Origin of the sequence: Streptomyces sp. NPDC050548, assembly GCF_044457385.1 — a bacterium.
Taxonomy (GTDB): Bacteria; Actinomycetota; Actinomycetes; order Streptomycetales; family Streptomycetaceae; genus Streptomyces.
Genome location: NZ_JBITGV010000002.1, coordinates 508,099 through 534,656 on the forward strand (window position 1 = coordinate 508,099; position 26,558 = coordinate 534,656).

Here is a 26,558-nt window from a genome sequence, read left to right on the forward strand (position 1 = left end):
CCTGTACGGACGTTAATCCGTTGCCGCCGCCCTCGCCGCTCTGCTGCACTGATCGGCAGAAGTCACCGACGACCGAGGAGCACCGAGATGCGCACACCGTTCATGTCCATCCAGGAAGGAAGGCCACCCTCATCAAAGGACATGACACCAGGTGCACTTGCTCAACCTCGGCATCCTCGCGCACGTAGACGCAGGTAAGACCAGTCTGACCGAACGGCTGCTGCACTCGGCCGGTGTGATCGACGAGATCGGCAGCGTCGACGAGGGCAGCACCCGCACCGACACGCTCGCACTGGAGCGGCAGCGCGGTATCACCATCAAGTCCGCCGTCGTCTCCTTCCCGGTCGACGACGTGACCGTCAACCTCATCGACACCCCGGGCCACCCGGACTTCATCGCCGAGGTGGAGCGCGTGCTCGGCGTGCTGGACGGCGTCGTCCTGGTCGTCTCGGCGGTCGAGGGCGTCCAGCCGCAGACCCGCGTCCTGATGCGCACGCTCCAGCGACTGCGCATCCCCACGCTCCTCTTCGTGAACAAGATCGACCGCCGCGGAGCCCGCCACGACGAGCTGCTGCGGGAGATCTCCGACCGGCTCAGGGCAGCGGTTGTACCGATGGGCACGGTCGAGGACATCGGCACCCCGGCGGCCTGCTTCCGGCCGGGCCTCGACCCGGGCGCGGTGGCCGTCCTCGCCGACCACGACGACGAACTGCTCGCCGCCTACGTCGAGAACACCGTGTCGTACGACCTGCTGCGCACCGCCCTCGCCGTCCAGACCCGCCAGGCCCTCGTGCACCCGGTCTACTTCGGATCCGCCATCACGGGCGCCGGCGTGGACGCCCTGATCACCGGCATCAAGGAACTGCTCCCCGCCGCCGATGGCGACCCCCAAGGCCCGCTCTCCGGCACGGTGTTCAAGGTCGAGCGCGGTCCGGCGGGGGAGAAGGTCGCCTACGCGCGGATGTTCTCCGGCACCCTCCGCACCCGCGACCGGATCACCTTCGGCGAGGCCGGCGAGGAGGGCAAGGTCGCCGCGATCAGCGTCTTCGACCACGGCACGGACATCGGCACCGACTCCGTCCCGGCGGGCCGGATCGGCCGGCTGTGGGGCCTCGGCGAGATCAGGATCGGCGACGCGATCGGCACACCGAGGAAGGCGTACGAGCACTTCTTCGCGCCGCCGACCCTCGAAACCGTCGTCGTCCCGGGCTCGGACGCCGACCGGCGCGCCCTGCATCTCGCGCTCACCCGCCTCGCCGAACAGGACCCGCTGATCGGCCTGCGCCACGACGAAGTGCGTCAGGAGACCGCCGTCTCCCTCTACGGCGAGGTCCAGAAGGAGGTCGTCCAGGCCACGCTGGCCGACGAGTTCGGGGTGCATGTCACCTTCCGCGAGACGACACCCCTGTGCATCGAACGGCCGGTCGGCACGGGCACGGCGGCCGAGTTCAACAAGAAGGACGAGAACCCGTTCCTCGCCACGGTCGGCCTGCGTATCGACCCGGCCCCGGTCGGCTCGGGTGTGCGGTTCGCTCTCGAAGTCGAGCTGGGCGCGATGCCGTACGCCTTCTTCAAGGCCGTCGAGGACACCGTGCGCGAGACGCTCGGGCAGGGGCTGCACGGCTGGCGGGTCACCGACTGCGTGGTGACCATGACGCACTCCGGGTACTCGCCCCGGCAGAGCCACGCCCACCAGGGCTTCGACAAGAGCATGTCGAGCACCGGCGCGGACTTCCGCGCGCTGACCCCGCTGGTCCTCGTCGAGGCGCTGCGGCGGGCGGGGAGCCAGGTGTACGAGCCGATGCACCGGTTCCGCGTCGAGGCCCCGGCCGACGCCCTGGGCGCCCTGCTGCCGGTCCTCGCCGCGGTGCGGGCCGTACCGCAGGCCACCGAGACGCAGGGGTCGCTCTGTGTGCTGGAGGGAGTGGTCCCGGCGGCCCAAGTGCACGGTCTTGAGCGGCAGTTGCCGGGGCTGACGCGCGGAGAGGGGGAGTGGGAGAGCGCCTTCGACCACTACGCGCCCGTCGCGCGCGGGACCGTTCCGGAGCGGGCGCGGACCGACCACAACCCGCTGAACCGGAAGGAGTACCTGCTGAACGTGACGCGCCGGGTCGGCTGAGAATGTTTCAACAGGGCTTGCAGCGTGGGAACTTACTCGTGAGTCAGAAGTGTTGACAGTGTCCGGAAACCACCGGACTGTAGTGGACATGACGAATGTCCGGGCGCGTTTGATCGTTGTCCTGGTTGTCCTCTGCGGATTCCTGTCGGTGCTGGGTGCCGGGCCCGCCACCGCCGCCACCCCAACCGACTCCCTCTGGTTCGACGGCTCTGCGCTGACCGTCCAGAACGGCAGCTTCGTCGACAGCTACGGCCGCCAGGTCGTGCTGCGCGGCTACAACGTCTCCGGCGAGACCAAGCTCGCGGAGAACAGCGGTCTTCCCTTCGCGTCGGTAGCCGACGCGAAGAAGTCCGCGACCGCGCTGCGCGCTCTCGGCGGCGGCAACTCGGTCCGCTTCCTGCTCTCCTGGGCCTACGCCGAACCCGTCCGGGGCCAGGTCGACACCACGTACCTGGCCGCCGCCACCGCCCAGATGCAGGCGTTCCTCGACGCCGGCATCCGCGTCTACCCCGACTTCCACCAGGACCTCTACTCCAAGTACCTGTTCAACAGCGGTAGTTGGTACACCGGCGACGGCGCGCCCAAGTGGGCCGTCGCGCTGGGGAGTTACCCCCAGGAGTCCTGCGGGATCTGCCTCTTCTGGGGCCAGAACATCACCCAGAACTCGGCCGTCACCAAGGCCCAGTACGACTTCTGGCACAACAACTACGGCCTCCAGGACTCCTTCCTCGCCACCGCCCAGTCGACCATGACGTACATCCAACAGCACCTGACCACCGAAGAGTTCGCCGGTGTCGTCGGCTTCGACCCGTACAACGAGCCCTTCGCGGGGACCTACGACTCGGGCCAGACCAGCCGCACTTGGGAGCAGAACCTGCTCTGGCCCTTCTACGTGAAGTTCCGCGCGCGGATGGACGCGGCCGGCTGGAGCGCCAAGCCCGCCCTCGTCGAGCCCAACCTCTTCTGGAACTCCAACATCTCCAGCCAGGTGCAGGAGGGCGGACTCCTCGACGCGGGCACGCTCGGCTCGCGCTATGTCTTCAACACCCACTTCTACGACCAGAAGGCGATCTCCGGCATCCTGATGTGGGGGAACGCGGCCGACGGCCAGTACTCGACCGACTTCGGCACGGTCCGTGACCGGGCCACCGCCGCCGGCACCGCCGCCATCGTCAGCGAGTTCGGGCATCCGCTGTCCGGCACGGTCGCGGGCAAGGCGCCGACCGTCCTCAAGGCGATGTACCAGGCCCTCGACTCCCGTCTGCCGGGGGCGAGTTGGTGGTCCAACCCGAGCGGCTCCGGCCCGGTCCTGTCCGGTACGCAGTGGCAGTGGGACATCTACAACGGCCGCCACCACGAGCTGATGAACGACAACCCCGACAAGGTGCTCACCACCGGCGACGCCTGGAACGACGAGGACCTCTCCGCCGTCAACATGACCGACTCCGGCACGGTGACACTCCGTCAGGACGCCCGGCTGCTCGACCGGATCTACCCGAGCGCGACCGCAGGCACCACGGTCGCCTTCACCTACGAGGACCGCTCCCGCGACGGCTCCACCACCCTCACCTGGAACCCGGTGCCCAGCACCCTCCCGAACGTGTCCTCGCTGGTCGGCTCCGGCCAGTACGGCCTGCTGATGTGGCGCTCCAACAGCTCCACCGCGCCGACCGAACTCCACCTCCCGGCATCCTTCCCGGCCGCGTCCACCACCGTGGTCTCGGACCTGGGAGCCGTCTCGGGCGTCCCGGCGTACACGTCGTCGACCCCGATCGGCTTCGCCAACGAACCGGGCGGTACCGGCAGTCACCGCCTCCTGCTCTCGGCCTCCGGCTCGGGAACCCTGCACTACGCCCTGATCACCAACGGCGCGTCGAGCCCCTCCTCGACACTGCTGAGCGCGGCCAAGTCCGAACTGGCCGCATGGGCGGCGGCGCACAGCTGACACACGCAACGGCACCGATCCCCTCGGGGACCGGTGCCGTTGACGGTCGGTCAACTCGCGGACGGGCTCGTCCAGTCGGCCTGCACATGACCCAGCCGTACGCGCTGCGGATGGTCGCCCACCGGGACGGAGAGCACCTTCTGGCCGGTGGCGAAGTCGATGGCCGTCACCTGGTCGGCGCCGGCCTCCGAGATGACGCAGTCCTTGCCGTCACCGCTCACGGTCGCCCAGTACGGCGTGGACGCCGTGACGAGCGGACCCTCCTGCAGGGTGGCCCGGTCCACGACCGTCGCGTAGTTGTCCATCGTCCCGGCGACGCACAGCTTGGTGCCCTCCGGGTTCATCGAGATGCCGTGATGGCGCGAGTCGAGCAGCCAGGTGGTGCGGTCCGTGCTGGTCGCGGGGTTCGCCGGGAGCGTCTTCACGCGGGTGATCTTGTCGGTGGCGACGTCGTACTCCAGGAAGCCGTTGAAGAACGACACCTGGAAGTACAGCTTGGACCAGTCCGGTGTGAAGGCGGCCGGGCGGACCGCGTCGGAGAAGTTCGTGAGGCCGATCGCGTCCAGCCGGTCCCGCATATCGATGATCTTGACCTGCTTGAACGTGGTGGCGTCGACGACGGTGATGTGCCGGTCGCCCTTGGTCCAGTCCCAGGCCGGGTCGTCGAGGGCGGTGGTGACCTCGCCGATCGCCATGTTCCAGATGTACTTGCCGCCGTTGGTGAAGAAGTTCTCGTGCGGCTTGTCGCCGGTGGCGAACTCACCCAGTTCGGCACCGGTGTTGATGTCCAGCACCTGCACCTTGTTCGCGGTCGAGGCCGAGACCGCGACGCGTGTGCCGTCGGGGGAGACCGCCATGTGGTCGGCGCGGTAACCGGCCACCGGGAAACGCCAGTTGATGGTGTCGGTGGCGAGGTTGATGGACACGACGTCGGCGAAGCTGGGGCGGGAGACGACGAGGGACTTGCCGTCCGGCGTGGAGTACATGTCGTCCACGTACTGGTCGTGTCCCTGTCCGACCTCGTTGTGGATGGACGTGTAGTAGATCCACTTGATCGGGTCGGCGTTGATCTCCGCCAGCCGTGCCGCCTTGTCGGGGACGATGTTGATCTCCCCGATCTTCGCGAAGTCGCCGGTGGACTTGATGACGTCCGCGGTGCCGTCCCAGTTGTTGCCGACGAAGAGCACCTCGCGCAGGGCGGCGGAGGAGTCGGCTGTGGCGGCCGTCGCGGGAGCGGCTACGGTCAGGACGAGGGCGGCGGCCATGGAGCAAAGGTGCCTGGGTCTGAAGGCAGGCATGACTGCTCTCTTCTGTGAGGTGAGAGGGTGCCGGAGGATGTGAAGAAATCTGAACACGCGCGAATTCAGAATGAACTTACTGAAAAGTAAGGACGGGCCCTCTTCTCCGCAAGACTGCGGACACGACAAGATTGGGCGATGGTCGACAAGATAGAGGTGTGACAGTGGCGGGCAGGCTCAAGGCGCCGACCGGTCGTTACGGCGGCAAGTCCGCCGAGCAGCGACAGGCCGAGCGACGCGGACGCTTCCTGGACGCCGCGCTCCAGCTCTTCGGCGACACCCCCGGCTACCGCGGCACGACCGTCGCCGCGCTCAGCGAGGCCGCGGGGCTGTCCACCCGGCAGTTCTACGAGGAGTTCCGCAGCCTGGAGGACGTGCTGGCCGCGCTCCACCTCCAGGTCAACGACTGGGCCGAGAAAGCCGTACTGATCGCGCTCGACGCCGCCGAAGGCCTGCCGCTCGTCGAGCGGGCGACCGCGATCTTCCACGCCTACGCCGCGAACGTCACCGGTGACCCGCGCCGCATCCGCATCACCTTCGTCGAGATCGTCGGCGTCAGCCCGCGCCTTGAGGAACAGCGGCTGGCCCGCCGCGCCCGCTGGATCAACCTCATCCGCGGCGAGGCGAGAGCCGCGGCCGAGCGCGGGGAGGCGGCGCGGCGCGACTACCGCATCGCCGCGACGGCGTTCATCGGCAGCGTCAACGGCCTCCTCCACGACTGGAGCGCGGGCTGGGTGGACGCCACGCTGGACGAGATCGTCGACGAACTGGTCCGACAGCTCGTGGGCATCATGCAGCCACCGGGCTGGAGCCGCCAGGACACGGACTAGGGCGACTCGTCGGTCGCGTACTCGTCCAGGCGGCGGGCCAGCGCGCGCACGAGGTCGCGCAGGGCGGCGGGGCGCTCGACGACGAACGGGCGGTCGAGGGCCGCGAGGACGGGCGGGATCCAGTCCAGCCGCTCGGCCCGGATCCGGACACGGACCCAGTCGGTGTCCTCGTCGACCGTGGTCAGGGTGGCGATCCCGGCCGGGAGACGCCCGCGAACATGTTCCGCACTGCCCCGGATCCGCAGGGACACGTCGTGCCTCCACGGCGTGCGCGCGAGGCTGTCCAGCACGGTGGCCGCCGGATCGAACTCCGCAGGCACCTCGAACGAGCCGGAGCGCACGCGCAGCACGGTGACGCGGTCCAGGCGAAAGGTGCGGACCTCGCCGTCGCCAGGGTCGGCGCCGGTCAGATACCAGCGCCCGGCATGCGCGACCAGCCCGTACGGGAGGACCGTGCGGTCACTGGTACGGCCCTTCCGGTCGGTGTAGCCGAGTGCCACCGGCCGCCGATGGAGCGCGGCCTCGGCGAGTTCGAGCAGCACCTCCGTCTCCGGGGCGGTGGCGGCACGCGGTCGCGCGGTGAAGTCGGCGGTGTCGAGCAGCGCGTCGAGCCGTCGGCGCAGGGCGGCGGGCAGCACCCGCAGCAGCTTCGCCGTGGCGCTCTCGCCCGCCGCGGCCGACGCGGTGACGAGCCCCGCCCGCCGGCCGGCCAGAAGTCCGAGCACCACGGCGAGGGCCTCCTCGTCCGTGAGCATCAGCGGCGGCATCCGATACCCGGGAGCGAGCCGATAACCGCCGTGGCGACCGCGTACCGAATCGACCGGCACGCCCAGTTCCAGCAGATGGCCGACGTAGCGGCGGACCGTGCGTTCGTCGACGCCGAGCCGCGCGGCCAGGTCGGGGACGGTACGGAGGCCGCCGCCCTGGAGGATTTCCAGCAGGGCCAGTACGCGGGCGGTCGATGTGGTCACCCGGAAAGTCTGCCTCGGATACCGGGCGGAAGCTGTCCGGTATCGGTCCTAGCGTGGGAGGCGCCGCTTCATCCGGCACCGCACACGACCCCCGACAGGAAACCGCCATGAACTTCGTCTCGATCCGTGTCATCACCGACGACGTCGCCCGTCTCGTCGGGTTCTACGAACAGGTCACCGGTGTCACGGCCACCTGGTCGACCCCCGACTTCGCCGAACTCGTCACCCCCGCCTGCACGTTGGCGGTCGCGAGCACCCGCACTGTGGCTCTCTTCGGCACCGGCTCCGCACAACCCGCCGCCAACCGCACGGTGATCATCGAGTTCCGCGTGCCGGACGTCGACGCCGAGTTCGACCGCCTGGCACCCCTCGACTGCGAGATCGTCCAGAAGCCGACGACGATGCCGTGGGGCAACCGCTCCCTCCTCTTCCGCGACCCCGACGGCAACCTGATCAACTTCTTCACGCCGGTCACCCCCGAGGCCGTGGCACGACAGCAGCGCTAGGTCAGTGTGTCGAGGGCGGCGAGCACGGGAGCCGTCCCGTCCTCGGCGCGCACCCGGGCACCGAGAGCCCGCGCCCGCTCTGCGTAGCCGGGGTCGCGGGTGGCCCGTACGAGTGCGGCGGACAGGGTGCCGGCGGTGAGCCGGCGCAGCGGCACCGCGCGGGGCGCCACGCCCAGGGCGACCAGACGGGCGGCCCAGAAGCCCTCGTCGAACTGGATCGGCACCGGTACGGCCGGCACCCCGGCGCGCAGCCCGGCCGCGGTCGTGCCCGCGCCGCAGTGATGGACCACGGCCGCCATCCGCGGGAACAGCGCCGCATGCGGCACCTCGCCCACGGTCAGGACATCGTCTCCGGTCGCTTCGAGGCCGCCCCAGCCGCGCTGGATCACCCCGCGCAGCCCGGCCCGCCGCAGCGCGCGCACGATCTCTGCACTCAGCCGCTCGGGATCGGGCACGGTGGCACTGCCGAGCCCCACGAACACCGGAGCGGGCCCGGAGTCGAGGAAGTCCCGTAGTTCGGAAGGGAGTTGGGCGTCTGTGTCGTACGGCCACCAGTAGCCTGCCACCGTGAGCCCGGGGCGCCAGTCGGCCGGGCGGGGCACGATCAGCGGGCTGAAGCCGTGCTGGACGGGCCAGTTGTGCGCGTCCCGGGACCGGAGCGCGGTGCCGGGACGGGTGCGGGCCAGGCCCAGGCGGGAGCGCACCTCCGGTACGGCGGTGGCGAAGACGTGCTCAACCGCCCGGTTCACCCCGTGCCCGGCGACCCGGTTGCCGATCGTGCCCCAGGAGCCGCCGCCGAGTACCGGCGGGGCGAACTCCCGTGTGGGCGAGAGGGGTTGGAGGTAGACGCCCATGCTCGGCAACGACAGTCCCTCGGCGATGGCATGCCCAAGGGGCCCCAGCGAGCTGGACAGCAACAGCACGTCGTTCGCCCGCGCGGCCGTCAGCAGATCGTCGGTCATCCGGCCGACCAGCGCCCGCGCCATCGCGACCACCCGCAGCAACTTGCCCCCGCCCGAGGCGCTGCGATGCAGCCCGCGCCCCCGCGAGGACTCCAACTCGGCCCGGGGATCGACCGGAAGCGGATGGAAGCCGACGCCCGACCCCGCCACCAGGGGCGCGAAACCTCCGTGGGTGACGAGGGTGACCTCGTGCCCCGCCCGGGCCAGGGCATGGCCGAGTCCGGTGTACGGGGCCACGTCGCCCCGGGATCCCGCCGTCATGATCGCTACGCGCACGCCGGTCAGTATCGCGCCCGTCGGCCGACGAGTGGGGGATTCTCGCGGGGATTCCAACTGCCCCTTGTGTCACAGCCGTTGACTTCGTCCTCCGGTGGCTCTACTTTCAGCGCGCCGTTTCGTTCGGCGACCCGATCCTTGTTCGGTATATCGGCAAAGGAGCCGCATGTTCCGCGCCCCCCTCCTGCGCGCCCTCGCGATGGCCGCAGCCGCAGTCACCCTGCTTCTCTTCACGAGACCAGCGCCCGCGGACCCCCTCCCGACCGCCCCGGTCGCCTCGACGACCCGCCAGATCGCCGTGCCCACCGCCCCGATGGGCTGGGCCTCCTGGAACAGCTTCGCCGCGAAGATCGACTACAGCGTCATCAAGGCGCAGGTCGACGCGTTCGTCGCGTCCGGTCTCCCGGCGGCCGGATACAACTACATCAACATCGACGAGGGCTGGTGGCAGGGCACCCGCGACAGCGCGGGCAACATCACCGTCGACACCAGCGAGTGGCCCGGCGGGATGAGCGCCATCGCCGACTACATCCACAGCAAGGGCCTCAAGGCCGGCATCTACACGGACGCCGGCGCGAACGGCTGCGGCTACTACTACCCGACGGGCCGCCCCGCCGCCGCCAACACCGGCAGCGAAGGGCACTACGCCCAGGACATGCTCCAGTTCTCCCAGTGGGGCTTCGACTTCGTGAAGGTCGACTGGTGCGGCGGCGACGCCGAGGGCCTCGACGCGGCCACCACGTACAAGTCGATCAGCACGGCCGTCGCCACGGCCGCGGCCACCACCGGCCGCCCGCTGACCCTCTCCATCTGCAACTGGGGCTACCAGAACACCTGGAACTGGGCCACCGGCCTCGCCCCCATGTGGCGGACCAGCACGGACATCTACTACTACGGCGGCACAGCCTCCCAGGCGAGCGTCCTCTCCAACTTCGACCAGACCCTGCACCCGGCCGCCCAGCACACCGGCTACTACAACGACCCCGACATGCTCACCGTCGGAATGACGGGCCTCACAGCGGCCCAGAACCGCACCCACATGGCCCTGTGGGCGATCTCCGGCGCCCCGCTGCTCGCCGGCAACGACCTCACCACGATGACCAGCGAGACCGCCACGATCCTCAAGAACTCCGACGTCATCGCCGTCGACCAGGACGCGCGCGGCCTCCAGGGCGTCAAGGTCGCCGAGGACACCACCGGCCTCCAGGTCTACGGCAGGGTCCTCTCCGGCACCGGCAACCGCGCGGTCGTGCTGCTCAACCGCACCTCGTCCGCCGCCAACATCACCGTCCGCTGGTCCGACCTCGGCCTGACCAGCGCCTCCGCGACGGTCCGTGACCTCTGGGCACAGTCGAACCTCGGCTCGTACGCCACGAGTTACACCGCCAGTGTCCCGGCGGGCGGCTCGGTGATGCTGAAGGTGAGCGGCGGCACCGAGGCGGCGAGCACCAACTACACGGCCACCTCCACCGGCAAGTACACCGGCGTGAGCGCGGCGAGCACCGGCCTGGACGTCGTCGACATCCCCTACACCAACACCGGCTCCACCGCCGTCACCGGCACCCTCCAGGTCAACAGCCAGACCGCGACGACGGTCTCCTTCCCGCCGACCGGCTCCAGCCAGGGCACGGTCTCGGTCCAGGTCAACCTGTCGAAGGGCTCCGCCAACTCCCTCACCTTCACCGGCAGTTCACTGCCGACCCTGGGAGCGGTCAACGTCCAGCCCATCCCCGGCACAAACGGAAACCTGGTCGTCGGCACCGGGTCCGGCCGCTGCGCCGACATCTACAACAACACCATCACCAACGGCACCCAGGCCGAGATCTGGGACTGCAACGGCGGCCAGAACCAGGCCTGGACGTACACCTCCCGCAAGGAACTCGTGGTGTACGGCAACAAGTGCCTGGACGCCTACAACAGCGGCACCACCAACGGCACGAAGGTCGTCATCTGGGACTGCAACGGCCAGAACAACCAGAAGTGGACCGCCAACTCCGACGGCACCCTCACCAACGTCAACGCGGGCCTGTGCCTGGACGCGTCCGGCGCCGCCACGGCCAACGGGACGCTGCTGATCCTGTACACCTGCGGCACGGCGAACAACCAGAAGTGGACGCTGACTTAGTCGTGGCACGTCGTCCCGCCGGTCGTCAGGGCCGGCGGGACGCGTGTGCCTAGGCGAGTGCGGTGACGATCAGTGCCGTAGCCACGAGCAGCGCACACCCCAACAGGCAGGCGGCGAACAGGCGTTGGCGCAGGCGCCGGTACGTCTCCTCGTACTCGTCCCGCAACTGCCTGCCCCGCTCGGCCGTACGCTCCCAGGACGCGCGGGAGAGTTCGAGATACTCCGCCTCGAAGTGCCGCTCCACTTCGGCCCGTTGGCCGTCGGTGAGCCAGTCGAGCCGGGCGGTGAAACGCTCGGCGGCGGCGCGCCCCTCCGTGCGGGCGGCAGCGATCAGCAGATGCCCCTCGATGTCGTTGAGGAACGTCCTCGGGTCCAGGGGGAGTTCGTCCATGGTGGTCACCGTGACGTCAACTCCCCTTCCAGGGCCGGGACATCGGGATGATGGAGGTCGAACGCCGGGGATTCGCTGCGGATCCGGGGCAGGGTGAGGAAGTTGTGCCGCGGCGGCGGGCAGGACGTCGCCCACTCCAGGGAGCGGCCGTAGCCCCACGGGTCGTCGACCTCGACCTTCTTGCCGTACTGCGCGGTCTTCCAGACGTTGTAGAGGAACGGCAGGATCGACAGGCCGAGGACGAACGAGAAGATCGTCGACACCGTGTTGAGTGTCGTCAGGCCCTCCACCGCGAGGTAGTCGGGAATCCGGCGCTGCATCCCGTTCACGCCCAGCCAGTGCTGGACGAGGAAGGTGCCGTGGAAGCCGATGAACAGCGTCCAGAAGGTGATCTTGCCGAGGCGCTCGTCGAGCATCTTGCCGGTCATCTTCGGCCACCAGAAGTGGAAGCCGGAGAACATCGCGAAGACCACGGTGCCGAAGACCACGTAGTGGAAGTGCGCGACGACGAAGTATGAGTCCGAGGTCGAGAAGTCGAGGGGCGGGGACGCGAGCATCACGCCCGTCAGGCCGCCGAACACGAAGGTGATGAGGAAGCCGGTGGCCCAGAGCATCGGGGTCTCGAAGGACAGGGACCCCTTCCACATCGTTCCGATCCAGTTGAAGAACTTCACGCCCGTTGGCACGGCGATGAGGAACGTCATGAAGGAGAAGAACGGGAGGAGGACTCCGCCGGTGACGTACATGTGGTGGGCCCACACGGTCACGGAGAGGCCGGCGATGGAGATCGTGGCCGCGACCAGGCCCATGTAGCCGAACATCGGCTTGCGGGAGAAGACCGGGATGACCTCGGAGATGATGCCGAAGAACGGCAGGGCGATGATGTACACCTCTGGATGGCCGAAGAACCAGAAGAGGTGCTGCCACAGCAACGCACCGCCGTTTGCGGCGTCGAAGACATGTGCCCCGAATTTTCGGTCCGCCTCCAGCGCGAAGAGCGCGGCGGCGAGAACCGGGAAGGCCAGCAGGACCAGGACGGCGGTCAGCAGCACGTTCCACACGAAGATCGGCATGCGGAACATCGTCATGCCCGGTGCGCGCATGCAGATGATGGTGGTGATGAAGTTGACCGCGCCGAGGATCGTGCCGAAGCCGGAGAACGCCAGACCCATGATCCACATGTCGGCGCCGATGCCCGGCGAACGGACCGCGTCCGACAGCGGGGAGTAGGCGAACCAGCCGAAGTCGGCCGCACCCTGCGGGGTGAGGAAGCCGCCCACCGCGATGGTCGAGCCGAACAGGTAGAGCCAGTAGGCGAACATGTTGAGGCGGGGGAAGGCGACATCCGGGGCGCCGATCTGCAGCGGCATGATCCAGTTCGTGAAGCCCGCGAACAGCGGCGTCGCGAACATCAGCAGCATGATCGTGCCGTGCATCGTGAACGCCTGGTTGAACTGCTCGCTGGACATGATCTGTAGCCCGGGTCTGGCGAGTTCGGCGCGCATCAGCAGCGCCATGACGCCGCCGATCAGGAAGAACGCGAACGACGTGACCAGATACAGCGTGCCGATCGTCTTGTGGTCCGTGGTCGTCAGCCACTTGATGCTCTTGAGGTCTCTCACGCCCCGCCTGTGTCCGCGCCCCGCCCGCACGTCACACTCGGCGGGCGCGACGAGAATCACGAAAACGGGTGTGACGATCGCCCGGGTGCCGGACACGAACGGAACATGAGCAACGACGAGATCTTCGCCGCTGCCTATCGCGAGCACTACTGGGCGGTCAGCCGCTACGTTGCCCGGCGACTGGACGGGCGGAACGGTGAGGTGGAGGAAGTGGTGGCGGAGGTCTTCACCGTCGCCTGGCGCCGCCGTGCGGATCTGCCTCCGGCTCCGCTGCCGTGGTTGTACGGCGTTGCCCGCAACTGCCTGGCCAACGCGGTACGGGGGTATGGGCGCCGTCGCAGGCTCGTCGACCGGCTGGGCAATGACGAGAGCGCGCACGGGCGGCAGGTCGCGGCGGGGCCCGATGCGGAGGCGCCCGGTGGGTGGGTGCACGAGGCGCTCGCGCGGTTGTCGGCCGCCGACCAGGAGGTATTGCGGTTGACGGCGTGGGAGGAGCTGGGTGTGGAGGAGGTCGCCGTTGTCCTGGGGTGCGGTGTGCGGGCTGCGGCCATGCGATTGCATCGGGCTCGGCGACGGTTGAGAGCGGAGATTGATCGGCTCGTGGTGCTGGGAGGGACGGGACGATGATCAAATTCCCTGCGGCGCCGTCGTGGCTGGTCGCGCAGTTCCCCGCGCCCCTTTGGGGCGATACAGCTGGACCGGAGGATCGACGCCATGGTCGATGAACTTGAACTACTGCGCAGCGCCAACCCGTTCACGGCCGAAGGCTCCCTCTACGGCGACGGACCGCTCGACCACCACGCCTCGCGTCGGCTCAACCGGCTGCTGCATGAACGCCGTCGTCGGCTGCTCTGGAGTCTCGTGGCCGGAGTCGCCGTAGTGGCATCCGTGTTCACGCTGTCGCTGGGCGGGCCGAGCAGTACTCCCGCCGTGGCGGCGCCCCGTCCCCTGGTCGTGCAGGCGCACTCCACGCCCGTGTCCCTGAAACAGCTCGCCGCTCTCGCCGCGGCGGTCGCGGTCGACGGAACTCCCGTTCTGCGCAAGGGAACTCACGTGCAGTCGTGGAGCCTCGGTATGTCCGACGACAGACCGCCGGTCACCATCCCCGAGGAACGCATCGTGCGCTGGAACGCGGACGACAGTCACACCGAACGTCTCGTCGAGGGCGGGCATGTCCTCAAGGAGACGACGTATCCGCCGAGTTGGAGCGATGTCCCGCCCGAGGCCCGGCCCCCGCACGACGTGGCGGGACTGCGGGCGTACCTCCAGGAGACGGCGTACAGCAAGACGCCGTTGACCACTCCCGAACTCCTTTCCGCCGTGGGGGAGTTGCTGGACCACTGGACGCTCGGGGCTCGTGAGTCGGCCGTGTTGGCGCGGCTGCTCGCGGGGGCGGAGGGGCTGCGGCCGGTGGGGGAGGTGACCGACCGGCTCGGGCGGCGCGGGGAGGCCTATGTGTATCGGCGGTCGGGCAGCCGTCTGATGCTGATCATGGATCCGGCCACCGGCGCCGTCCTCGGGATGGAGAGCACCTTCACGAAGGACCAGCCCGAGTACGGCGTCAAGGCCGGGGACGTCATGGAGTACAGCGCGTGGACGCGCTGATCACACGCCGAGCTGCCGGGCCGCGGCCGTCACGGTCTGTTCCAGGAGCGTGGCGATGGTCATCGGGCCGACGCCGCCCGGCACCGGCGTGATCAGCGAGGCGCGCTCGGCGGCGGAGTCGAAGTCGACGTCACCGACGTTGCCCGCGTTGTAGCCCGCGTCCAGCACGACCGCGCCCGGCTTGATGTCCTCGCCGCGGATCAGCCGGGGGCGGCCCACGGCGGCGACCACGATGTCGGCCTCGCGGACCGCCGCCGACAGGTCGCGGGTGCGGGAGTGGCAGTAGGTGACCGTCGCGTCGCGGGCCAGGAGCAGCATGCCGGCCGGCTTGCCGAGGATCGCGCTGCGGCCCACGACGACGGCGCGCTTGCCGGACGGGTCGACGTCGTACTCGTCGAGCAGCCGCATGATGCCGCCGGGCGTGCAGGACACGAAGCCCGGCAGCCCGAAGCTCATCGCCGCGAAGGACGCGAAGGTCACGCCGTCGACGTCCTTCTCCGGCGCGATCGCCTCGAACGCGGCCCGCTCGTCGATGTGTTCGCCCATCGGGTGCTGGAGCAGGATGCCGTGCACGGTCGGGTCGGCGGAGAGCGCGGTGAGGGTGGCGACCAGTTCGGCGGTGGTCGTGGTGGCGGGGAGTTCGACGTGCCGGGACTCGATGCCGGCCTTGCGGCTGCGGTTCTGCTTCATCCGCACGTAGGTGACGGAGGCCGGGTCCGCGCCCACAAGCACCGTCGCCAGACAGGGCGCCGTACCGGTGCGTTCCGTGAGGTCGGCGGCCTGCTTCGCGGTGTCCTCGACGATGCGCCGGGCGAGCGCCGTGCCGTCCATGAGCCGTGCCTGGGACATGATCCACTCCTGAGCTGGTTGACCGATCGCCCAGGCGCACGGCATTCACTCCGCGTGGGCCGCTCCACGGTGGTGCTCCACCTCAGCGCCAGTCACGACCCACGAACAGCCTAACCGCTCTTGCGGTGAGAGGACCGGGCCGCCCGCAGCACCGAACCCAGCAGCGCGGCGGACGCGCGCATTCCGGCCGCGGAAACCGGTGCGCGCCGTCGCCTCGCAGCGGAGCGGACGGGCACTGTACTCGCCGAGAAGGTCCAGGTCAGCCGGGTGGTGACCCGGACCTTCGGCACCATCCTCGCTAGCCGTCCCATGCCTGGATCATGGTCTGCCGGGCGATCTTGCCGTCGTTCAGCACGAGCATCGACTCGGCCAGGACCCGGGTTCCGTCGGCGTACTGACAGGACTCGCTGTAGGCGACTCGGTCGCCCTGTACGACGCACTCCTCCAGTTTGTGCGTCATGTCGCGGCTGTAGACGTCGGCGAGCATGGCGCCGATCTCGTCCCGGCCGTGCAGGACCTTGGGGTTGCTGGGTTGGGTCTGGTGGTCGACGACGTGGATCTCCGCGTCGTCGGCGTAGAGCGACAGAAGTGTCGCCGCTGTGTGATCTTCGATGCCCCGGCGCAGGGCTTCGGTGTCGAAGCCGGGGCGTGCCGCGGTGCCCATGATGACCTCCTCGGAGGGCCGCGGCCCGAACAGGAGCGAGCCGAGCGGGCCTCTCCTACGAGACTCCTCCGCCACGCCGGGGTCGGCAAACGCAGAGGCGCACTCCTCCTGACGGGTGAGCGGCGTCCGGCGCCCGTGACCGTGCGGCTGCCGTCCGCGTTGCTGCAAGCATGATCTCAACACGACGTATTGCCGCCGCCGTTGGTCTCGCCGTCGGGGTCACCGGCCTCGTCGCGCCGATGGCGAACGCCGCCGAAGCGCCCGCCTTCAAGGACGGCAAGGTCAGCCCGGTCGCCCTGCTGGACTCGCTCGCGGTGAGCGAGATCCCCGCCGAGCACCAGGCGCAGATCCCGAAGGTCGCCGACCAGATGAAGGCGCTGAACCACCTCAACGACCTCCAGCAGCTGCACCAGGTCACCGACATGGCCGCGCCGGTCACGGGCCTCCTCCCCGCCGTCGAGTAGCCGGACCGCGCAGTACCCAGACCCTGAGGGCCGTCCGGGAACGGGCGGCCCTCAGTCGTGCCGCGGGTCAGCCCGTCGTGGCCAGGAACTGCGTCGCCGCCAGCTCCGCGTACAGCGGATCGGCGCTCACCAGGTCCCGGTGCGTACCCACCGCGCGGACCCGGCCCGCGTCCATGACGACGATCCGGTCCGCCATCGTCACCGTGGACAGCCGGTGCGCGACGACCAGGACCGTCGTCGTACGGGCCACATCGGCGACGGTGTCGCGCAGGGCCGCCTCGTTGACCGCGTCGAGCTGCGAGGTCGCCTCGTCCAGGAGCAGCAGGCGCGGGTGGCGCAGTAGGGCGCGGGCGATCGCGACACGCTGGCGTTCGCCGCCGGAGAGGCGGGTGCCGCGGTGGCCGACCAGGGTGTCGACGCCCTTCGGGAGCCGGGCGACCAGGCCGTCGAGGCGGGTCGTCTTCAGCACGCGGGTGACGGCGTCCTCGTCCGCGTCCGGGTTGCCGAGCAGCAGGTTGTCGCGCAGGGAGCCCGACAGGACCGGCGCGTCCTGCTCCACATAGCCGATGGCGGAGCGGAGCCCCGACAGCTCCCAGTCCGCGAGGTCCCGGCCGTCGAGGGTGATGGCGCCGGACTCGGGATCGTAGAAGCGCTCGATGAGGGAGAACACGGTGGTCTTGCCGGCGCCGGACGGGCCGACGAACGCCGTCATGCCCTGGGCCGGTATCTCGAACGTCACGCCGTGGTGGACGTAGGGCAGGTCGTCGGCGTAGCGGAAGCGGACGTCGTCGAAGGCGAGGGCCGCGGGTTCGGCGCCGGGGGAGGGCAACTCGGCGGGCGGGGACGGGGGTTCGGCGGGGAGCTGGAGTGCTTCCTGGATGCGGGAGAGGGCCGCGGCGCCCGTCTGGTACTGCATGATCGCGCTGACGACCTGCTGGATCGGCTGCATCAGATAGAAGATGTAGAGGAGGAACGCGACCAGGGTGCCGATGTCGATCGCGCCCGTCGCCACCCGTGCCCCGCCCACCGCGAGGACGGTGATGAACGCGATCTGCATCGACAGACCGGCCGTGTTGCCCGCCGCCGCCGTCCACTTGGCGGCGCGCACGCTCTGCCGCCACGACTCCTCGGCCGCCGCGTGCAGGGTGCGCTCCTCGCGATACTCCGCGCCGGACGCCTTCACGGTGCGCAGCGCGCCGAGGATCCGCTCCAGCGACGCGCCCATCACACCGACTGCGTTCTGCGCCTGCCGGCTGGCCCGCCTGACGCGCGGCACGATCACACTGAGGACAGTGCCCGCGCCCACGATCACGGCGAGGGTGACGCCCAGCAGGACAGAGTCAACCAGGCCCATCATCACGACAGTTGCGACCAGGGTGAGGCCGCCGGTGCCGAGGCCGACCAGCGAGTCGGTGGTGACCTCGCGCAGCAGGGTGGTGTCCGAGGTGATGCGGGCCATCAGATCGCCGGGCTCACTGCGGTCCACCGCGCTGATCCGCAGCCGCAGCAGATACGACGACAGGGAGCGCCGCGCGCCGAGCACCACCGACTCGGCGGTGCGCCGCAGAACATACGAACCCAGCGCGCCCAGCGCCGCGTTGGCGACCACCAGCGCCGACATCGCGAGCAACGCCCCGGTGATCGTCCGGTGGTGCGAGAGGTCGTCGATGAGGCCTCGCGCCACCAGCGGCAGCAGCAGCCCGGTCCCCCCGGTGACCAGCGAGAGCAGCGCGCCCGCTAACAGGGCCCAGCGATGCGGCCGTACGTAGTCGAGGAGAAGCCGCCAGGCCGGGGGTCTGCTCTCAGTCCCTGCAATGCTCACGTTGCTCCTTGGGATGCGTTGGGAGCGTTCAGGCTACGTCGGCCGCCGCCGACGGTGTCGAGCCTCCGTCGTGCCCTTACCGATCAGTCACGCGTAGGGTCTCAGGCAGGGACAACGATCGACGAAAGGGTTCAGGACCATGGCGCAGGAAGTGCGCGGCGTGATCGCGCCGGGAAAGAACGAACCGGTCCGGGTCGAGACGATCGTCGTACCCGACCCCGGACCCGGTGAGGCCGTGGTGAAGGTACAGGCCTGCGGGGTCTGTCACACCGACCTGCACTACAAGCAGGGCGGCATCAGCGACGACTTCCCCTTCCTGCTGGGGCACGAGGCAGCGGGGATCGTGGAGTCGGTCGGCGAGGGCGTCACCGATGTCGCCCCGGGTGACTTCGTGATCCTCAACTGGCGTGCGGTGTGCGGGAATTGCCGGGCCTGTCTGCGCGGCCGGCCGCAGTACTGCTTCAACACCCACAACGCCAAGCAGAAGATGACCCTCGCCTCGACAGGCCAGGAACTCTCCCCGGCCCTCGGCATCGGCGCCTTCGCCGACAAGACGCTGGTCGCGGCGGGCCAGTGCACCAAGGTCGACCCGACCGTCTCCCCGGCCGTCGCCGGTCTCCTCGGCTGCGGGGTCATGGCCGGCATCGGCGCGGCGATCAACACCGGGAACGTCGGGCGCGGTGACACCGTCGCCGTCATCGGCTGCGGCGGGGTCGGCGACGCGGCGATCGCCGGGGCCCGGCTCGCGGGCGCGGCACGGATCATCGCCGTCGACATCGACGACCGCAAGCTGGAGAAGGCCCTCACGATGGGCGCCACCCACACGGTCAACTCCAAGACGTCCGACGCCGTCGAGGCGATCCGCGAACTGACCGGCGGCTTCGGCGCCGACGTCGTCATCGAGGCGGTCGGCCGCCCCGAGACGTACAAGCAGGCGTTCTACGGCCGTGATCTCGCCGGCACGGTCGTCCTCGTCGGCGTCCCCACGCCCGAGATGAAGCTCGAACTCCCGCTCCTGGACGTCTTCGGGCGCGGCGGTTCCCTCAAGTCGTCCTGGTACGGCGACTGTCTGCCCTCCCGCGACTTCCCGATGCTGGTCGACCTGCACCAGCAAGGCCGCCTGGATCTCGGCGCGTTCGTCACCGAGACGGTCCAACTCGACGAGGTGGAGAAGGCGTTCGAGCGGATGCACGGCGGCGACGTGCTGCGCTCGGTGGTGGTGCTCTGATGACCGCGCGCATCGAACACCTCGTCACCTCCGGGCAGTTCACGCTCGACGGCGGCACCTGGGACGTCGACAACAACGTCTGGATCGTCGGCGACGACCACGAGGTCGTCGTCATCGACGCCGCCCATGACGCCGACGCCATCCTCGCGGCGATCGGCGACCGCAGACTGACCGCCATCATCTGCACCCACGCCCACAACGACCACATCGACGCCGCCCCCGCCCTCGCGGACCGCACCGGCGCCACGATCTGGCTACACCCCGACGACCTGCCCCTGTGGAAGCAGACCCACCCCGACCGCGACCCCGACGCCCACCTCGCCGACGGCCAGGTGATCGAGGCCGCGGGCGCCGACCTGAAGGTCCTGCACACGCCCGGTCACGCGCCCGGCGCGGTCTGCCTCTACGACGCCGGACTCGGCACCGTCTTCACCGGAGACACCCTCTTCCACGGCGGCCCGGGCGCCACGGGGCGGTCGTACTCCCACTTCCCGACCATCATCGACTCCATCCGCGACCGCCTCCTGACCCTCCCGCCGGAGACGAAGGTGCTCACGGGACACGGCGACTCGACGACCGTAGGGGCCGAGGCCACTCACCTGGAGGAGTGGATCGCGCGGGGCCACTGACGCCCCGGACACAATCCCGACAGAAGATGTCCGGCTTCCCGTGCACGATCGACAGGAGACATGTCGAACGAGCACGGGAGGTCGCACATGCCGGGCCCACTGGAAGGCAAGGTCGCGCTGGTCGCGGGGGCGACACGCGGGGCGGGACGCGGGATCGCCGTGGAGCTGGGCGCCGCCGGCGCCACCGTCTACGTGACCGGCCGCACCACCCGCGCCCGCCGCTCCGAGTACGACCGGCCCGAGACGATCGAGTACACCGCCGACCTCGTCACCGCCGCCGGCGGCCGGGGCGTCGCCGTACCCACAGACCACCTCGAACCCACGGCCGTACGGGCCCTCGTCGACCGTATCGACGACGAACAGGGCCGCCTCGACCTCCTCGTCAACGACATCTGGGGCGGCGAGCACCTCTTCGCCTGGGACACCCCCGTCTGGGAACACGACCTCGACAAAGGGCTCCGGCTCCTCAGGCTGGCGGTCGAGACACACGCGATCACCAGCCACCACGCCCTGCCCCTGCTGCTGCGCCGCCCCGGCGGCCTGGTCGTCGAAGTCACGGACGGCACCGCCGAGTACAACCGCGACACCTACCGCGTCTCCTTCTTCTACGACCTCGCCAAGTCGTCCGTCCTGCGCATGGCCTTCGCCCTCGGCCACGAACTCGGCCCGCGCGGTGCCACCGCCGTGGCGCTCACCCCGGGCTGGCTGCGCTCGGAGATCATGCTCGACCAGTTCGGCGTCCGCGAGGAGAACTGGCGCGACGCCCTCGACCGCGTCCCCCACTTCGCCATCTCGGAAACCCCGCGCTACGTCGGCCGCGCCGTCACCGCCCTCGCGACCGATCCCCAAGTCGCCCGCTGGAACGGGCAGTCACTGTCCAGCGGCGGGCTCGCCCCGGTGTACGGCTTCACGGACCTCGACGGGAGTCGGCCGGACGCGTGGCGGTATCTGGTGGAGGTGCAGGACTTGGGGAAGCCGGCTGATGTGACCGGGTATCGGTGAGTCACGCCCGGGTCACCGGCCAGTGCGCCGAGTGGCCCGGCGGTAGCGCCAGGTCGTCCCGTACGGCCGCGTTGTAGCCCTCACGACCGGCCCGCTGCCGGGCCAACAGGCCCTGCCAGGCGACCGGATCGTGCGTCTCTTCGCGCAGGAACCGCTCCATCTCCATCACCGCCACGACCCATACCCGAGCCCGCTCCACCACCAGCGGGCTCCCCAGCAGGATCAGCGCTTCCCCGGACGGGTCCCTGGCCACGGCGGCCTCCGCCATGAGTGGTGTCGCCTCCTCGGGAGCCAGCGGATGCGGGTGCGGGTCGTTGCCGAAGTGGGACGCGACACGGTAGTTCAGGGTCACGGATGCCTTCAGTGTCCGGGCGTACTCGGTGTACACGGCGAGCCGCCGCTCCTCCCAACGCGCCGCCTGCTCGTGCCGGAACCGGACCCGGTCGCCCCGCACCACCGCCAGATACGAACCGAGCGCCCCGATCACCACACCGATCAGCGCGGGCAGTTGCTGTATGAACGCGTTCATGTCCGCACGGTATCTGCCGAGTTGATCGTCACGGCAGTACGTTCGGGACCATGACTGACTCAAGACGCTTCGAGGGGTACGGAGTTCTGGTCACCGGTGCGGCCCGCGGCATCGGCGCGGCCGTCGCGCGGCGGCTCGCCGAGGAGGGGGCGCGGGTGCTGGTGACCGACGGCGATCCGGCCGAGGCGGAGAAGACGGCGGCGGGACTGCGTGAACTCGGGCTCGGGGCCGAGGCGTTCGGCTGCGACGTGGGGGACCGGGAGGCGGTGGAGCGCGCTGTCGCCCATGCGGTGGCGACGTTCGGGGCGCTCGACGTCCTGGTCAACTGCGCGGCCCACTGCACCCCCGACCACCCGCTCTTCGAGGACGAACCGGACGACGAGTGGGCCCGCGACATCGACATCACGCTCACCGGGCCGTACCGCTGCTGCCGTGCCGCACTCCCGCACCTGGCCGCCTCCGGACGCGGAGCCGTCGTCAACATCGGTTCCGTGAACGGGATTCAGGACTTCGGCAACCACGCCTACAGCGCCGCCAAGGCCGGACTCGCCTCCCTGACCCGCACCCTCGCCGGACACGCGGCCGAGCGGGGCGTGCGGGTCAACCTGGTGGTGCCGGGCACCGTGCGCACCTCCGCGTGGGAGGGGCGGGAGGAGGATCTGGACGCGGTACGCGGGCTGTATCCGCTCGGCCGGGTCGGCGAGCCGGAGGACATCGCGGCGGCCGTCGCGTTCCTCGCCTCGCGCGACGCCTCCTGGATCACCGGCACGGCACTGCATGTCGACGGCGGTCTCACCGCGGTCAACACCGGCTTCCGGAAGGCCATTTCAGCTCGGCAGTGAGGCAAGCGCCGCCAGCACCCGGTCCGTATCTGCCTCGGACGTACGCCAGTTGCTGAACGCGGCGCGCAGCGCGGGCGTCCCGTCGTACACCGTCGGGGTCAGGAACGCCTCGCCGGTCGCGGCGACGGCCTCCGCGAGCGCGGCCACCCGCTCCTGTGTCGGGTTGTCGGCGAGGGTGAAACAGACGACGTTCAGCCGGACCGGTGCCGACAGCCGTAGGCCCGGGAGCGCGGCGATGCCCTCGCCTAGGCGGTGGGCGAGGGCGACGTTGCGTTCGACGATCTCGCGGTGCCCGGCGCGGCCGTAGGCCAGGAGGGAGAACCAGGCCGGGAGGGCGCGCAGCCGGCGGGAGTTCTCGGGGGTGAGGTGGAGGAAGTCCGGGTCGCCGGTCGGCGGGCCGAGGTACGGGGAGGCGTTGTGGAACACGCGGGTCTGCAGGTCGCGGCGGCGGGTGAACTGGACGGCCGCGTCGTAGGGCACGTTGAGCCACTTGTGCAGGTCCACGCAGACCGAGTCCGCCGCGTCGAGTCCGTCGACGAGGTGGGCGTGGGCGGGGGAGAGCGCGGCGAAACCGCCGAACGCGGCGTCCACGTGGAGCCAGAAGTCGTGCCGTTCCTTGAGGGCCGCGATGGCGCGCAGGTCGTCGAAGTCGACGGTGTTCACGGTGCCGGCGTTGGCCACGACGATCGCCGGACGGCCTTCCAACTCGGCCAGCGCGGCGTCGAGTTGGGCCACGTCCACGGCCTCACGGTTTCCGGCGAGCACGGGCACCTGCCGCAGCCGGTCCCGGCCGATGCCCAGCACGGACAGCGCCTTGCCGACGCTGGAGTGCGGGCTGCCGGAGAGCACGTCCACCGGGCCGAGCGCGGAGACGCCGTCCCGGGACACATTCACGCCCTTCCTCTCACCCAGCCACTCGCGGGCGACGGCCAGCCCCACCGTGTTGGACACGGTCGCGCCGGTCACGAAGGCCCCGGAGTGTGCCTCGCCCAGTCCGAACAGCTCGCGCAGCCAGCCGACCGTCTCGCGTTCAAGCGCCGCCGCCCAGGAGCCGGCCGCGCCGGACACGTTCTGGTCGTACGCGCTGGTCAGCCAGTCCCCGGCGACCGACGCGGGCGTCGCACCGCCCGTCACGAACCCGAGGTAGCGCGGCCCCGCCGACCCCGAGAAACCGGGCGCCCACCGCTCGGCGAACCGCGCGAGCGCACCCTCGGCACCGGTCCCGTCGACCGGCAGCGGGTCCCGATCGGGCGCCTTCCCGGGGTGCACGACCGGCCGCTCGGCCACACCGGCCAGCTCACGGGCGGCGAAGTCACGGGCGGACTGGAGGAGTTCGGGGAGCCGGGCAAGGTCGTCGGCGAGGGTGCTGTGCATGGGCGGCAGCGTAGGGCGAGGGGGCGGGCCGGGTATCGGTCCACTTCGGGGAAACTGGACCGATAGTCCGTACTACTCCCCTCCGGGCAACCTCTCCCGCAAGGCGGCGAGAAACGCCCGCGCGGCGGGGCCTGTCGGGCCGTCCGTACGCCAGACCACCGCGACCCGACCCCGTGCCCGGGCATCGTCGATCCGGAGCATCCGCAGCGCCCGCGATGCCGTCGTCCCGGAGGCGCTCTGCGGGTAGGGGACCACGGCCACCCCGAGCCCCCGTTCCGCGAGCCGCATCAGCGCGTCCGGCGCCGCCGCCTCGCAGGTCACACGGGGCCGGAAACCCGCCTCCGCGCACAGCCGGTCCAGCACCCCGCGCACCCCCGTCCCCCGGGGCAGACTGATCAACCGGTGCCCGCGCAGCGCGGTCGGCGGGACGGACGTACGGCCGCGGTGTTCGTCGAGCAGCGGATGACCCGGCGCGACCGCCGCGACCAGGGGTTCGTCGATGACGATCCGGTGCGCGAGGCCGGGCACCGGCTCGGGGTCCGGCAGGCCCGCGACGGCGATGTCCAGCTCCCCGTGGCGCAGCGCGGTGAGCATCCGGTCCGAGGTGTCCTCGGTGAGGGTGATCTCCACCTGGGGATGCGCGTCGTGGAAGTCGGCGAGCAGCGCGGGCACGTCCATGCGATGGCCGAGGGCTCCAGGAACCAGCCCGATCGCCACCCGCCCGCGCAACAGCCCGACGAACTCCGCCGCCGTCTGCCGCACCCCCTCGACGGCCGCGAGAGCGGCCCGCGCGTACGGCAGTACGGCCGCGCCGACCTCCGTCGGCCGCACCGTCCGCCCCGACCGGTCCAGCAGGGGCTGGCCCAACTCCCTTTCCAGCTGCCGGATCTGCGCGCTCACCCCGGGCTGCGAGAGATGCAGCCGCTCGGCGGCCCGGGTGAAGTTGGCCTCCTCGACGACCGTCACGAAGTACCGCAGCTGCCTCAACTCCATAACCGGCAATGCTAGTTGCGAGACGGACCCGCTCTTGGACTTATGGATCGGGTGCCGGGAGCCTGGACACATGGGGACCACGACGAACGACATCACCACGGCCATCGCGGCCGAACGCCGGGAACTGGCCGACCTGTTGGAAACCCTGACGCCCGCGCAGTGGGAGGCGCCGAGTCTGTGCGCGGGATGGCGGGTGCGGGAGGTCGTGGCGCATCTGTCGATGGGGTTCCGGTATCCGACCGGCAGAGTGCTGTGGGAGCTGGCCAAGGCGGGCGGCAGTCTGCACCGCACGACCGACCGGCTGGCCCGCCGGGACGCGGCCGGTCACTCCGACCGGGAACTCGCCGGTTTCCTCCGCGAGCACGCCCACCACCCCTGGAAACCGCCCGTCGGCGGCATCGCGGCGGCTCTCGGCCACGACGTCGTCCACGGCCTGGACATCACGGTCGCGCTCGGCCTGGACCGCAGTGTCCCCGAGGACCGCCTGCGTATCGTCCTGAACGCGGTCGACCCCAGGGCGTTCCGCCTCTTCGGCACCGATATCGACGGCGTACGACTCTGCGCCGACGACCTCGACTGGTCCTTCGGCACCGGGACGCCCCTGCGCGGCCGGGCACAGGACCTGCTCCTGGTCGCGTACGGCCGCAGGCTGCCGCCGGGGCATCTGGATGGCGAGGAATGTCACCGTTTCGTCGCAGCGTGACCCGCGCTACAACCCCTACCCTTGCGCACCTGTCTAGTTGGCTGAGATCGCAGTACCGGGGCAAGGGAAAGGGCAAGTCATGGGGGACATACGCAGACGAGGCGCCATAGTGCTCGGGATCACCGGGCTGGTGGCGCCGCTCACGCTCGCTTTGGGCAGCGGCCCGGCGCAGGCGGCGGCGAGCTGTACGACGCAGGCGGGGCCGTACCAGAAGCAGGTGGAGAAGTTCCTCGGCCGGCCGGTCGACGGCAAGCAGTCCGCCGCCGACTGCAAGGCCATCCGGGCCTTTCAGACCAAGCACGGCATCACGCCGAACATCGGCTACGCGGGCTCCGTCACCTGGGGTGTGATGGACCTGATGAACAAGCAGAAGGCCGTGGGCAACAAGCCCAACGCGGCCGGCAAGTGCCCGACCAACAAGGGCCGTATCGCCTGCGTCAACCTCACGCTCCAGATCAGCTGGATCCAGGACGGCAGCAGGCTCGTCTACGGCCCGGTCCCGGTGCGCACCGGCCGCAACGGCTACGAGACCCGCACCGGTCTGAAGAAGATCTACTGGCGGGACATCGACCATGTCTCGAACATCTACAACGTCCCCATGCCCTACAGCCAGTTCTTCGACGGTGGCCAGGCCTTCCACTCGGTCAGCCTCAGCATGTGGAACCCGCCGGGCTCGCACGGCTGCGTCAACATGACTCCGACCACCGCCAAGAAGTACTGGTCGCTCCTGAAGAACGGCGACGACGTCTTCGTCTACGGCCGCAAGCCGGGTACCTGACGGTCAGTCACCCGGCCTGCGTACCAACGCC

Annotated in this window: 25 protein-coding genes and 1 riboswitch; of the genes, 14 read left to right on the forward strand and 11 right to left on the reverse strand. The window is 70.1% G+C overall.

Features of this window, described 5'->3' with window-relative positions; genetic code table 11:
- The first annotated feature begins 151 nt into the window (after nucleotides 1-151).
- Nucleotides 152-2,119, forward strand: a complete 1,968-nt coding sequence (locus ACIBJH_RS08165; protein ID WP_399116016.1) for a GTP-binding protein — start codon at nucleotides 152-154, stop codon at nucleotides 2,117-2,119.
- 88 nt (nucleotides 2,120-2,207) lie between these two features.
- Entirely contained in the window at nucleotides 2,208-4,064 is a 1,857-nt protein-coding gene (locus ACIBJH_RS08170; protein WP_399116017.1) for a cellulase family glycosylhydrolase, read from the forward strand.
- Between the two features lie 50 nt (nucleotides 4,065-4,114).
- Here ACIBJH_RS08170 and ACIBJH_RS08175 read toward each other — a convergent pair whose 3' ends face one another.
- On the reverse strand, nucleotides 4,115-5,362 hold the full coding sequence (locus tag ACIBJH_RS08175) for a YncE family protein (RefSeq protein WP_399116018.1): 1,248 nt from the start codon (nucleotides 5,360-5,362) through the stop codon (nucleotides 4,115-4,117).
- A 164-nt stretch (nucleotides 5,363-5,526) separates the two neighbouring features.
- Between ACIBJH_RS08175 and ACIBJH_RS08180 the strand changes: the two genes are divergently transcribed.
- Entirely contained in the window at nucleotides 5,527-6,192 is a 666-nt protein-coding gene (locus ACIBJH_RS08180; RefSeq protein ID WP_399116019.1) for a TetR/AcrR family transcriptional regulator, read from the forward strand.
- Here the strand turns inward: ACIBJH_RS08180 and ACIBJH_RS08185 are convergent.
- Entirely contained in the window at nucleotides 6,189-7,163 is a 975-nt protein-coding gene (locus ACIBJH_RS08185) for a helix-turn-helix transcriptional regulator (protein ID WP_399116020.1), read from the reverse strand. The two genes, ACIBJH_RS08180 and ACIBJH_RS08185, sit on opposite strands and share 4 nt — an antisense overlap.
- A gap of 107 nt (nucleotides 7,164-7,270) precedes the next feature.
- Here ACIBJH_RS08185 and ACIBJH_RS08190 point away from each other — a divergent pair, with 107 nt between their 5' ends.
- Entirely contained in the window at nucleotides 7,271-7,669 is a 399-nt protein-coding gene (locus tag ACIBJH_RS08190) for a VOC family protein (RefSeq protein ID WP_399116021.1), read from the forward strand.
- Here ACIBJH_RS08190 and ACIBJH_RS08195 read toward each other — a convergent pair.
- On the reverse strand, nucleotides 7,666-8,892 hold the full coding sequence (locus ACIBJH_RS08195; protein WP_399116380.1) for a glycosyltransferase: 1,227 nt from the start codon (nucleotides 8,890-8,892) through the stop codon (nucleotides 7,666-7,668). The genes ACIBJH_RS08190 and ACIBJH_RS08195 overlap by 4 nt on opposite strands.
- Before the next feature lie 181 nt (nucleotides 8,893-9,073).
- On the opposite strand from ACIBJH_RS08195, the gene ACIBJH_RS08200 reads away from it, so the two are divergent.
- Nucleotides 9,074-11,032 carry a ricin-type beta-trefoil lectin domain protein gene (locus ACIBJH_RS08200; protein WP_399116022.1) on the forward strand — a complete coding sequence of 653 codons (1,959 nt, stop codon included), beginning with the start codon at nucleotides 9,074-9,076 and terminating at the stop codon, nucleotides 11,030-11,032.
- 49 nt (nucleotides 11,033-11,081) lie between these two features.
- Here ACIBJH_RS08200 and ACIBJH_RS08205 read toward each other — a convergent pair whose 3' ends face one another.
- Nucleotides 11,082-11,423: a hypothetical protein gene (locus ACIBJH_RS08205; RefSeq protein ID WP_399116023.1), complete on the reverse strand. Its 342-nt coding sequence runs from the start codon at nucleotides 11,421-11,423 to the stop codon at nucleotides 11,082-11,084.
- A 5-nt stretch (nucleotides 11,424-11,428) separates the two neighbouring features.
- Nucleotides 11,429-13,045, reverse strand: coding sequence for a cytochrome c oxidase subunit I (ctaD, locus tag ACIBJH_RS08210; RefSeq protein ID WP_399116024.1), 1,617 nt, complete (start codon nucleotides 13,043-13,045; stop codon nucleotides 11,429-11,431).
- A 105-nt stretch (nucleotides 13,046-13,150) separates the two neighbouring features.
- On the opposite strand from ctaD, the gene ACIBJH_RS08215 reads away from it, so the two are divergent.
- Nucleotides 13,151-13,672: an RNA polymerase sigma factor gene (locus ACIBJH_RS08215; protein WP_399116025.1), complete on the forward strand. Its 522-nt coding sequence runs from the start codon at nucleotides 13,151-13,153 to the stop codon at nucleotides 13,670-13,672.
- 87 nt (nucleotides 13,673-13,759) lie between these two features.
- Nucleotides 13,760-14,650, forward strand: a complete 891-nt coding sequence (locus tag ACIBJH_RS08220; protein WP_399116026.1) for a CU044_5270 family protein — start codon at nucleotides 13,760-13,762, stop codon at nucleotides 14,648-14,650.
- Here the strand turns inward: ACIBJH_RS08220 and ACIBJH_RS08225 are convergent, their stop codons facing one another.
- Together ACIBJH_RS08225 and ACIBJH_RS08230 are read right to left on the reverse strand one after the other, a co-directional pair.
- Complete coding sequence (locus tag ACIBJH_RS08225) at nucleotides 14,651-15,499, reverse strand: bifunctional 5,10-methylenetetrahydrofolate dehydrogenase/5,10-methenyltetrahydrofolate cyclohydrolase (protein WP_399116027.1); 849 nt, start codon at nucleotides 15,497-15,499, stop codon at nucleotides 14,651-14,653.
- 21 nt (nucleotides 15,500-15,520) lie between these two features.
- A riboswitch (ZMP/ZTP riboswitch) is annotated at nucleotides 15,521-15,605 on the reverse strand.
- Nucleotides 15,606-15,797: 192 nt separating this feature from the next.
- Nucleotides 15,798-16,163, reverse strand: coding sequence for a nuclear transport factor 2 family protein (locus ACIBJH_RS08230; RefSeq protein ID WP_381238327.1), 366 nt, complete (start codon nucleotides 16,161-16,163; stop codon nucleotides 15,798-15,800).
- A gap of 170 nt (nucleotides 16,164-16,333) precedes the next feature.
- Here ACIBJH_RS08230 and ACIBJH_RS08235 point away from each other — a divergent pair, with 170 nt between their 5' ends.
- The gene (locus ACIBJH_RS08235) at nucleotides 16,334-16,627 is read left to right on the forward strand and encodes a hypothetical protein (RefSeq protein WP_262058655.1); all 294 of its coding nucleotides are present in this window, start codon (nucleotides 16,334-16,336) and stop codon (nucleotides 16,625-16,627) included.
- 67 nt (nucleotides 16,628-16,694) lie between these two features.
- On the opposite strand, the gene ACIBJH_RS08240 is transcribed toward ACIBJH_RS08235, so the two are convergent.
- Complete coding sequence (locus ACIBJH_RS08240; RefSeq protein WP_399116028.1) at nucleotides 16,695-18,449, reverse strand: ABC transporter ATP-binding protein; 1,755 nt, start codon at nucleotides 18,447-18,449, stop codon at nucleotides 16,695-16,697.
- Between the two features lie 139 nt (nucleotides 18,450-18,588).
- On the opposite strand from ACIBJH_RS08240, the gene ACIBJH_RS08245 reads away from it, so the two are divergent.
- The 3 genes from ACIBJH_RS08245 to ACIBJH_RS08255 all read left to right on the forward strand — a co-directional run bounded on the left by ACIBJH_RS08245 (nucleotide 18,589) and on the right by ACIBJH_RS08255 (nucleotide 21,308).
- The gene (locus tag ACIBJH_RS08245) at nucleotides 18,589-19,677 is read left to right on the forward strand and encodes an S-(hydroxymethyl)mycothiol dehydrogenase (protein WP_399116029.1); all 1,089 of its coding nucleotides are present in this window, start codon (nucleotides 18,589-18,591) and stop codon (nucleotides 19,675-19,677) included.
- On the forward strand, nucleotides 19,677-20,306 hold the full coding sequence (locus ACIBJH_RS08250) for an MBL fold metallo-hydrolase (protein ID WP_399116030.1): 630 nt from the start codon (nucleotides 19,677-19,679) through the stop codon (nucleotides 20,304-20,306). Before ACIBJH_RS08245 ends, ACIBJH_RS08250 begins: the two co-directional genes overlap by 1 nt.
- A gap of 87 nt (nucleotides 20,307-20,393) precedes the next feature.
- Complete coding sequence (locus ACIBJH_RS08255; protein WP_399116031.1) at nucleotides 20,394-21,308, forward strand: SDR family oxidoreductase; 915 nt, start codon at nucleotides 20,394-20,396, stop codon at nucleotides 21,306-21,308.
- A 1-nt stretch (nucleotide 21,309) separates the two neighbouring features.
- Here ACIBJH_RS08255 and ACIBJH_RS08260 read toward each other — a convergent pair whose 3' ends face one another.
- Nucleotides 21,310-21,837 carry a hypothetical protein gene (locus ACIBJH_RS08260; protein ID WP_399116032.1) on the reverse strand — a complete coding sequence of 176 codons (528 nt, stop codon included), beginning with the start codon at nucleotides 21,835-21,837 and terminating at the stop codon, nucleotides 21,310-21,312.
- Nucleotides 21,838-21,887: 50 nt separating this feature from the next.
- Between ACIBJH_RS08260 and ACIBJH_RS08265 the strand changes: the two genes are divergently transcribed.
- The gene (locus ACIBJH_RS08265; RefSeq protein WP_399116033.1) at nucleotides 21,888-22,679 is read left to right on the forward strand and encodes an SDR family NAD(P)-dependent oxidoreductase; all 792 of its coding nucleotides are present in this window, start codon (nucleotides 21,888-21,890) and stop codon (nucleotides 22,677-22,679) included.
- On the opposite strand, the gene ACIBJH_RS08270 is transcribed toward ACIBJH_RS08265, so the two are convergent.
- Together ACIBJH_RS08270 and ACIBJH_RS08275 are read right to left on the reverse strand one after the other, a co-directional pair.
- Nucleotides 22,665-24,053: a pyridoxal phosphate-dependent decarboxylase family protein gene (locus ACIBJH_RS08270; protein WP_399116034.1), complete on the reverse strand. Its 1,389-nt coding sequence runs from the start codon at nucleotides 24,051-24,053 to the stop codon at nucleotides 22,665-22,667. The genes ACIBJH_RS08265 and ACIBJH_RS08270 overlap by 15 nt on opposite strands.
- A gap of 72 nt (nucleotides 24,054-24,125) precedes the next feature.
- A complete protein-coding gene (locus ACIBJH_RS08275) occupies nucleotides 24,126-25,046 on the reverse strand; it encodes a LysR family transcriptional regulator (RefSeq protein ID WP_399116035.1) in 921 nt (306 codons plus the stop codon).
- A gap of 70 nt (nucleotides 25,047-25,116) precedes the next feature.
- Here ACIBJH_RS08275 and ACIBJH_RS08280 point away from each other — a divergent pair, with 70 nt between their 5' ends.
- Both ACIBJH_RS08280 and ACIBJH_RS08285 read left to right on the forward strand, forming a co-directional pair.
- Entirely contained in the window at nucleotides 25,117-25,749 is a 633-nt protein-coding gene (locus ACIBJH_RS08280; protein WP_399116036.1) for a maleylpyruvate isomerase family mycothiol-dependent enzyme, read from the forward strand.
- Between the two features lie 79 nt (nucleotides 25,750-25,828).
- Nucleotides 25,829-26,527 (forward strand): L,D-transpeptidase family protein, encoded by a 699-nt coding sequence (locus tag ACIBJH_RS08285; RefSeq protein WP_399116037.1) that lies wholly within the window; start codon nucleotides 25,829-25,831, stop codon nucleotides 26,525-26,527.
- The last annotated feature ends 31 nt before the right edge of the window (nucleotides 26,528-26,558 follow it).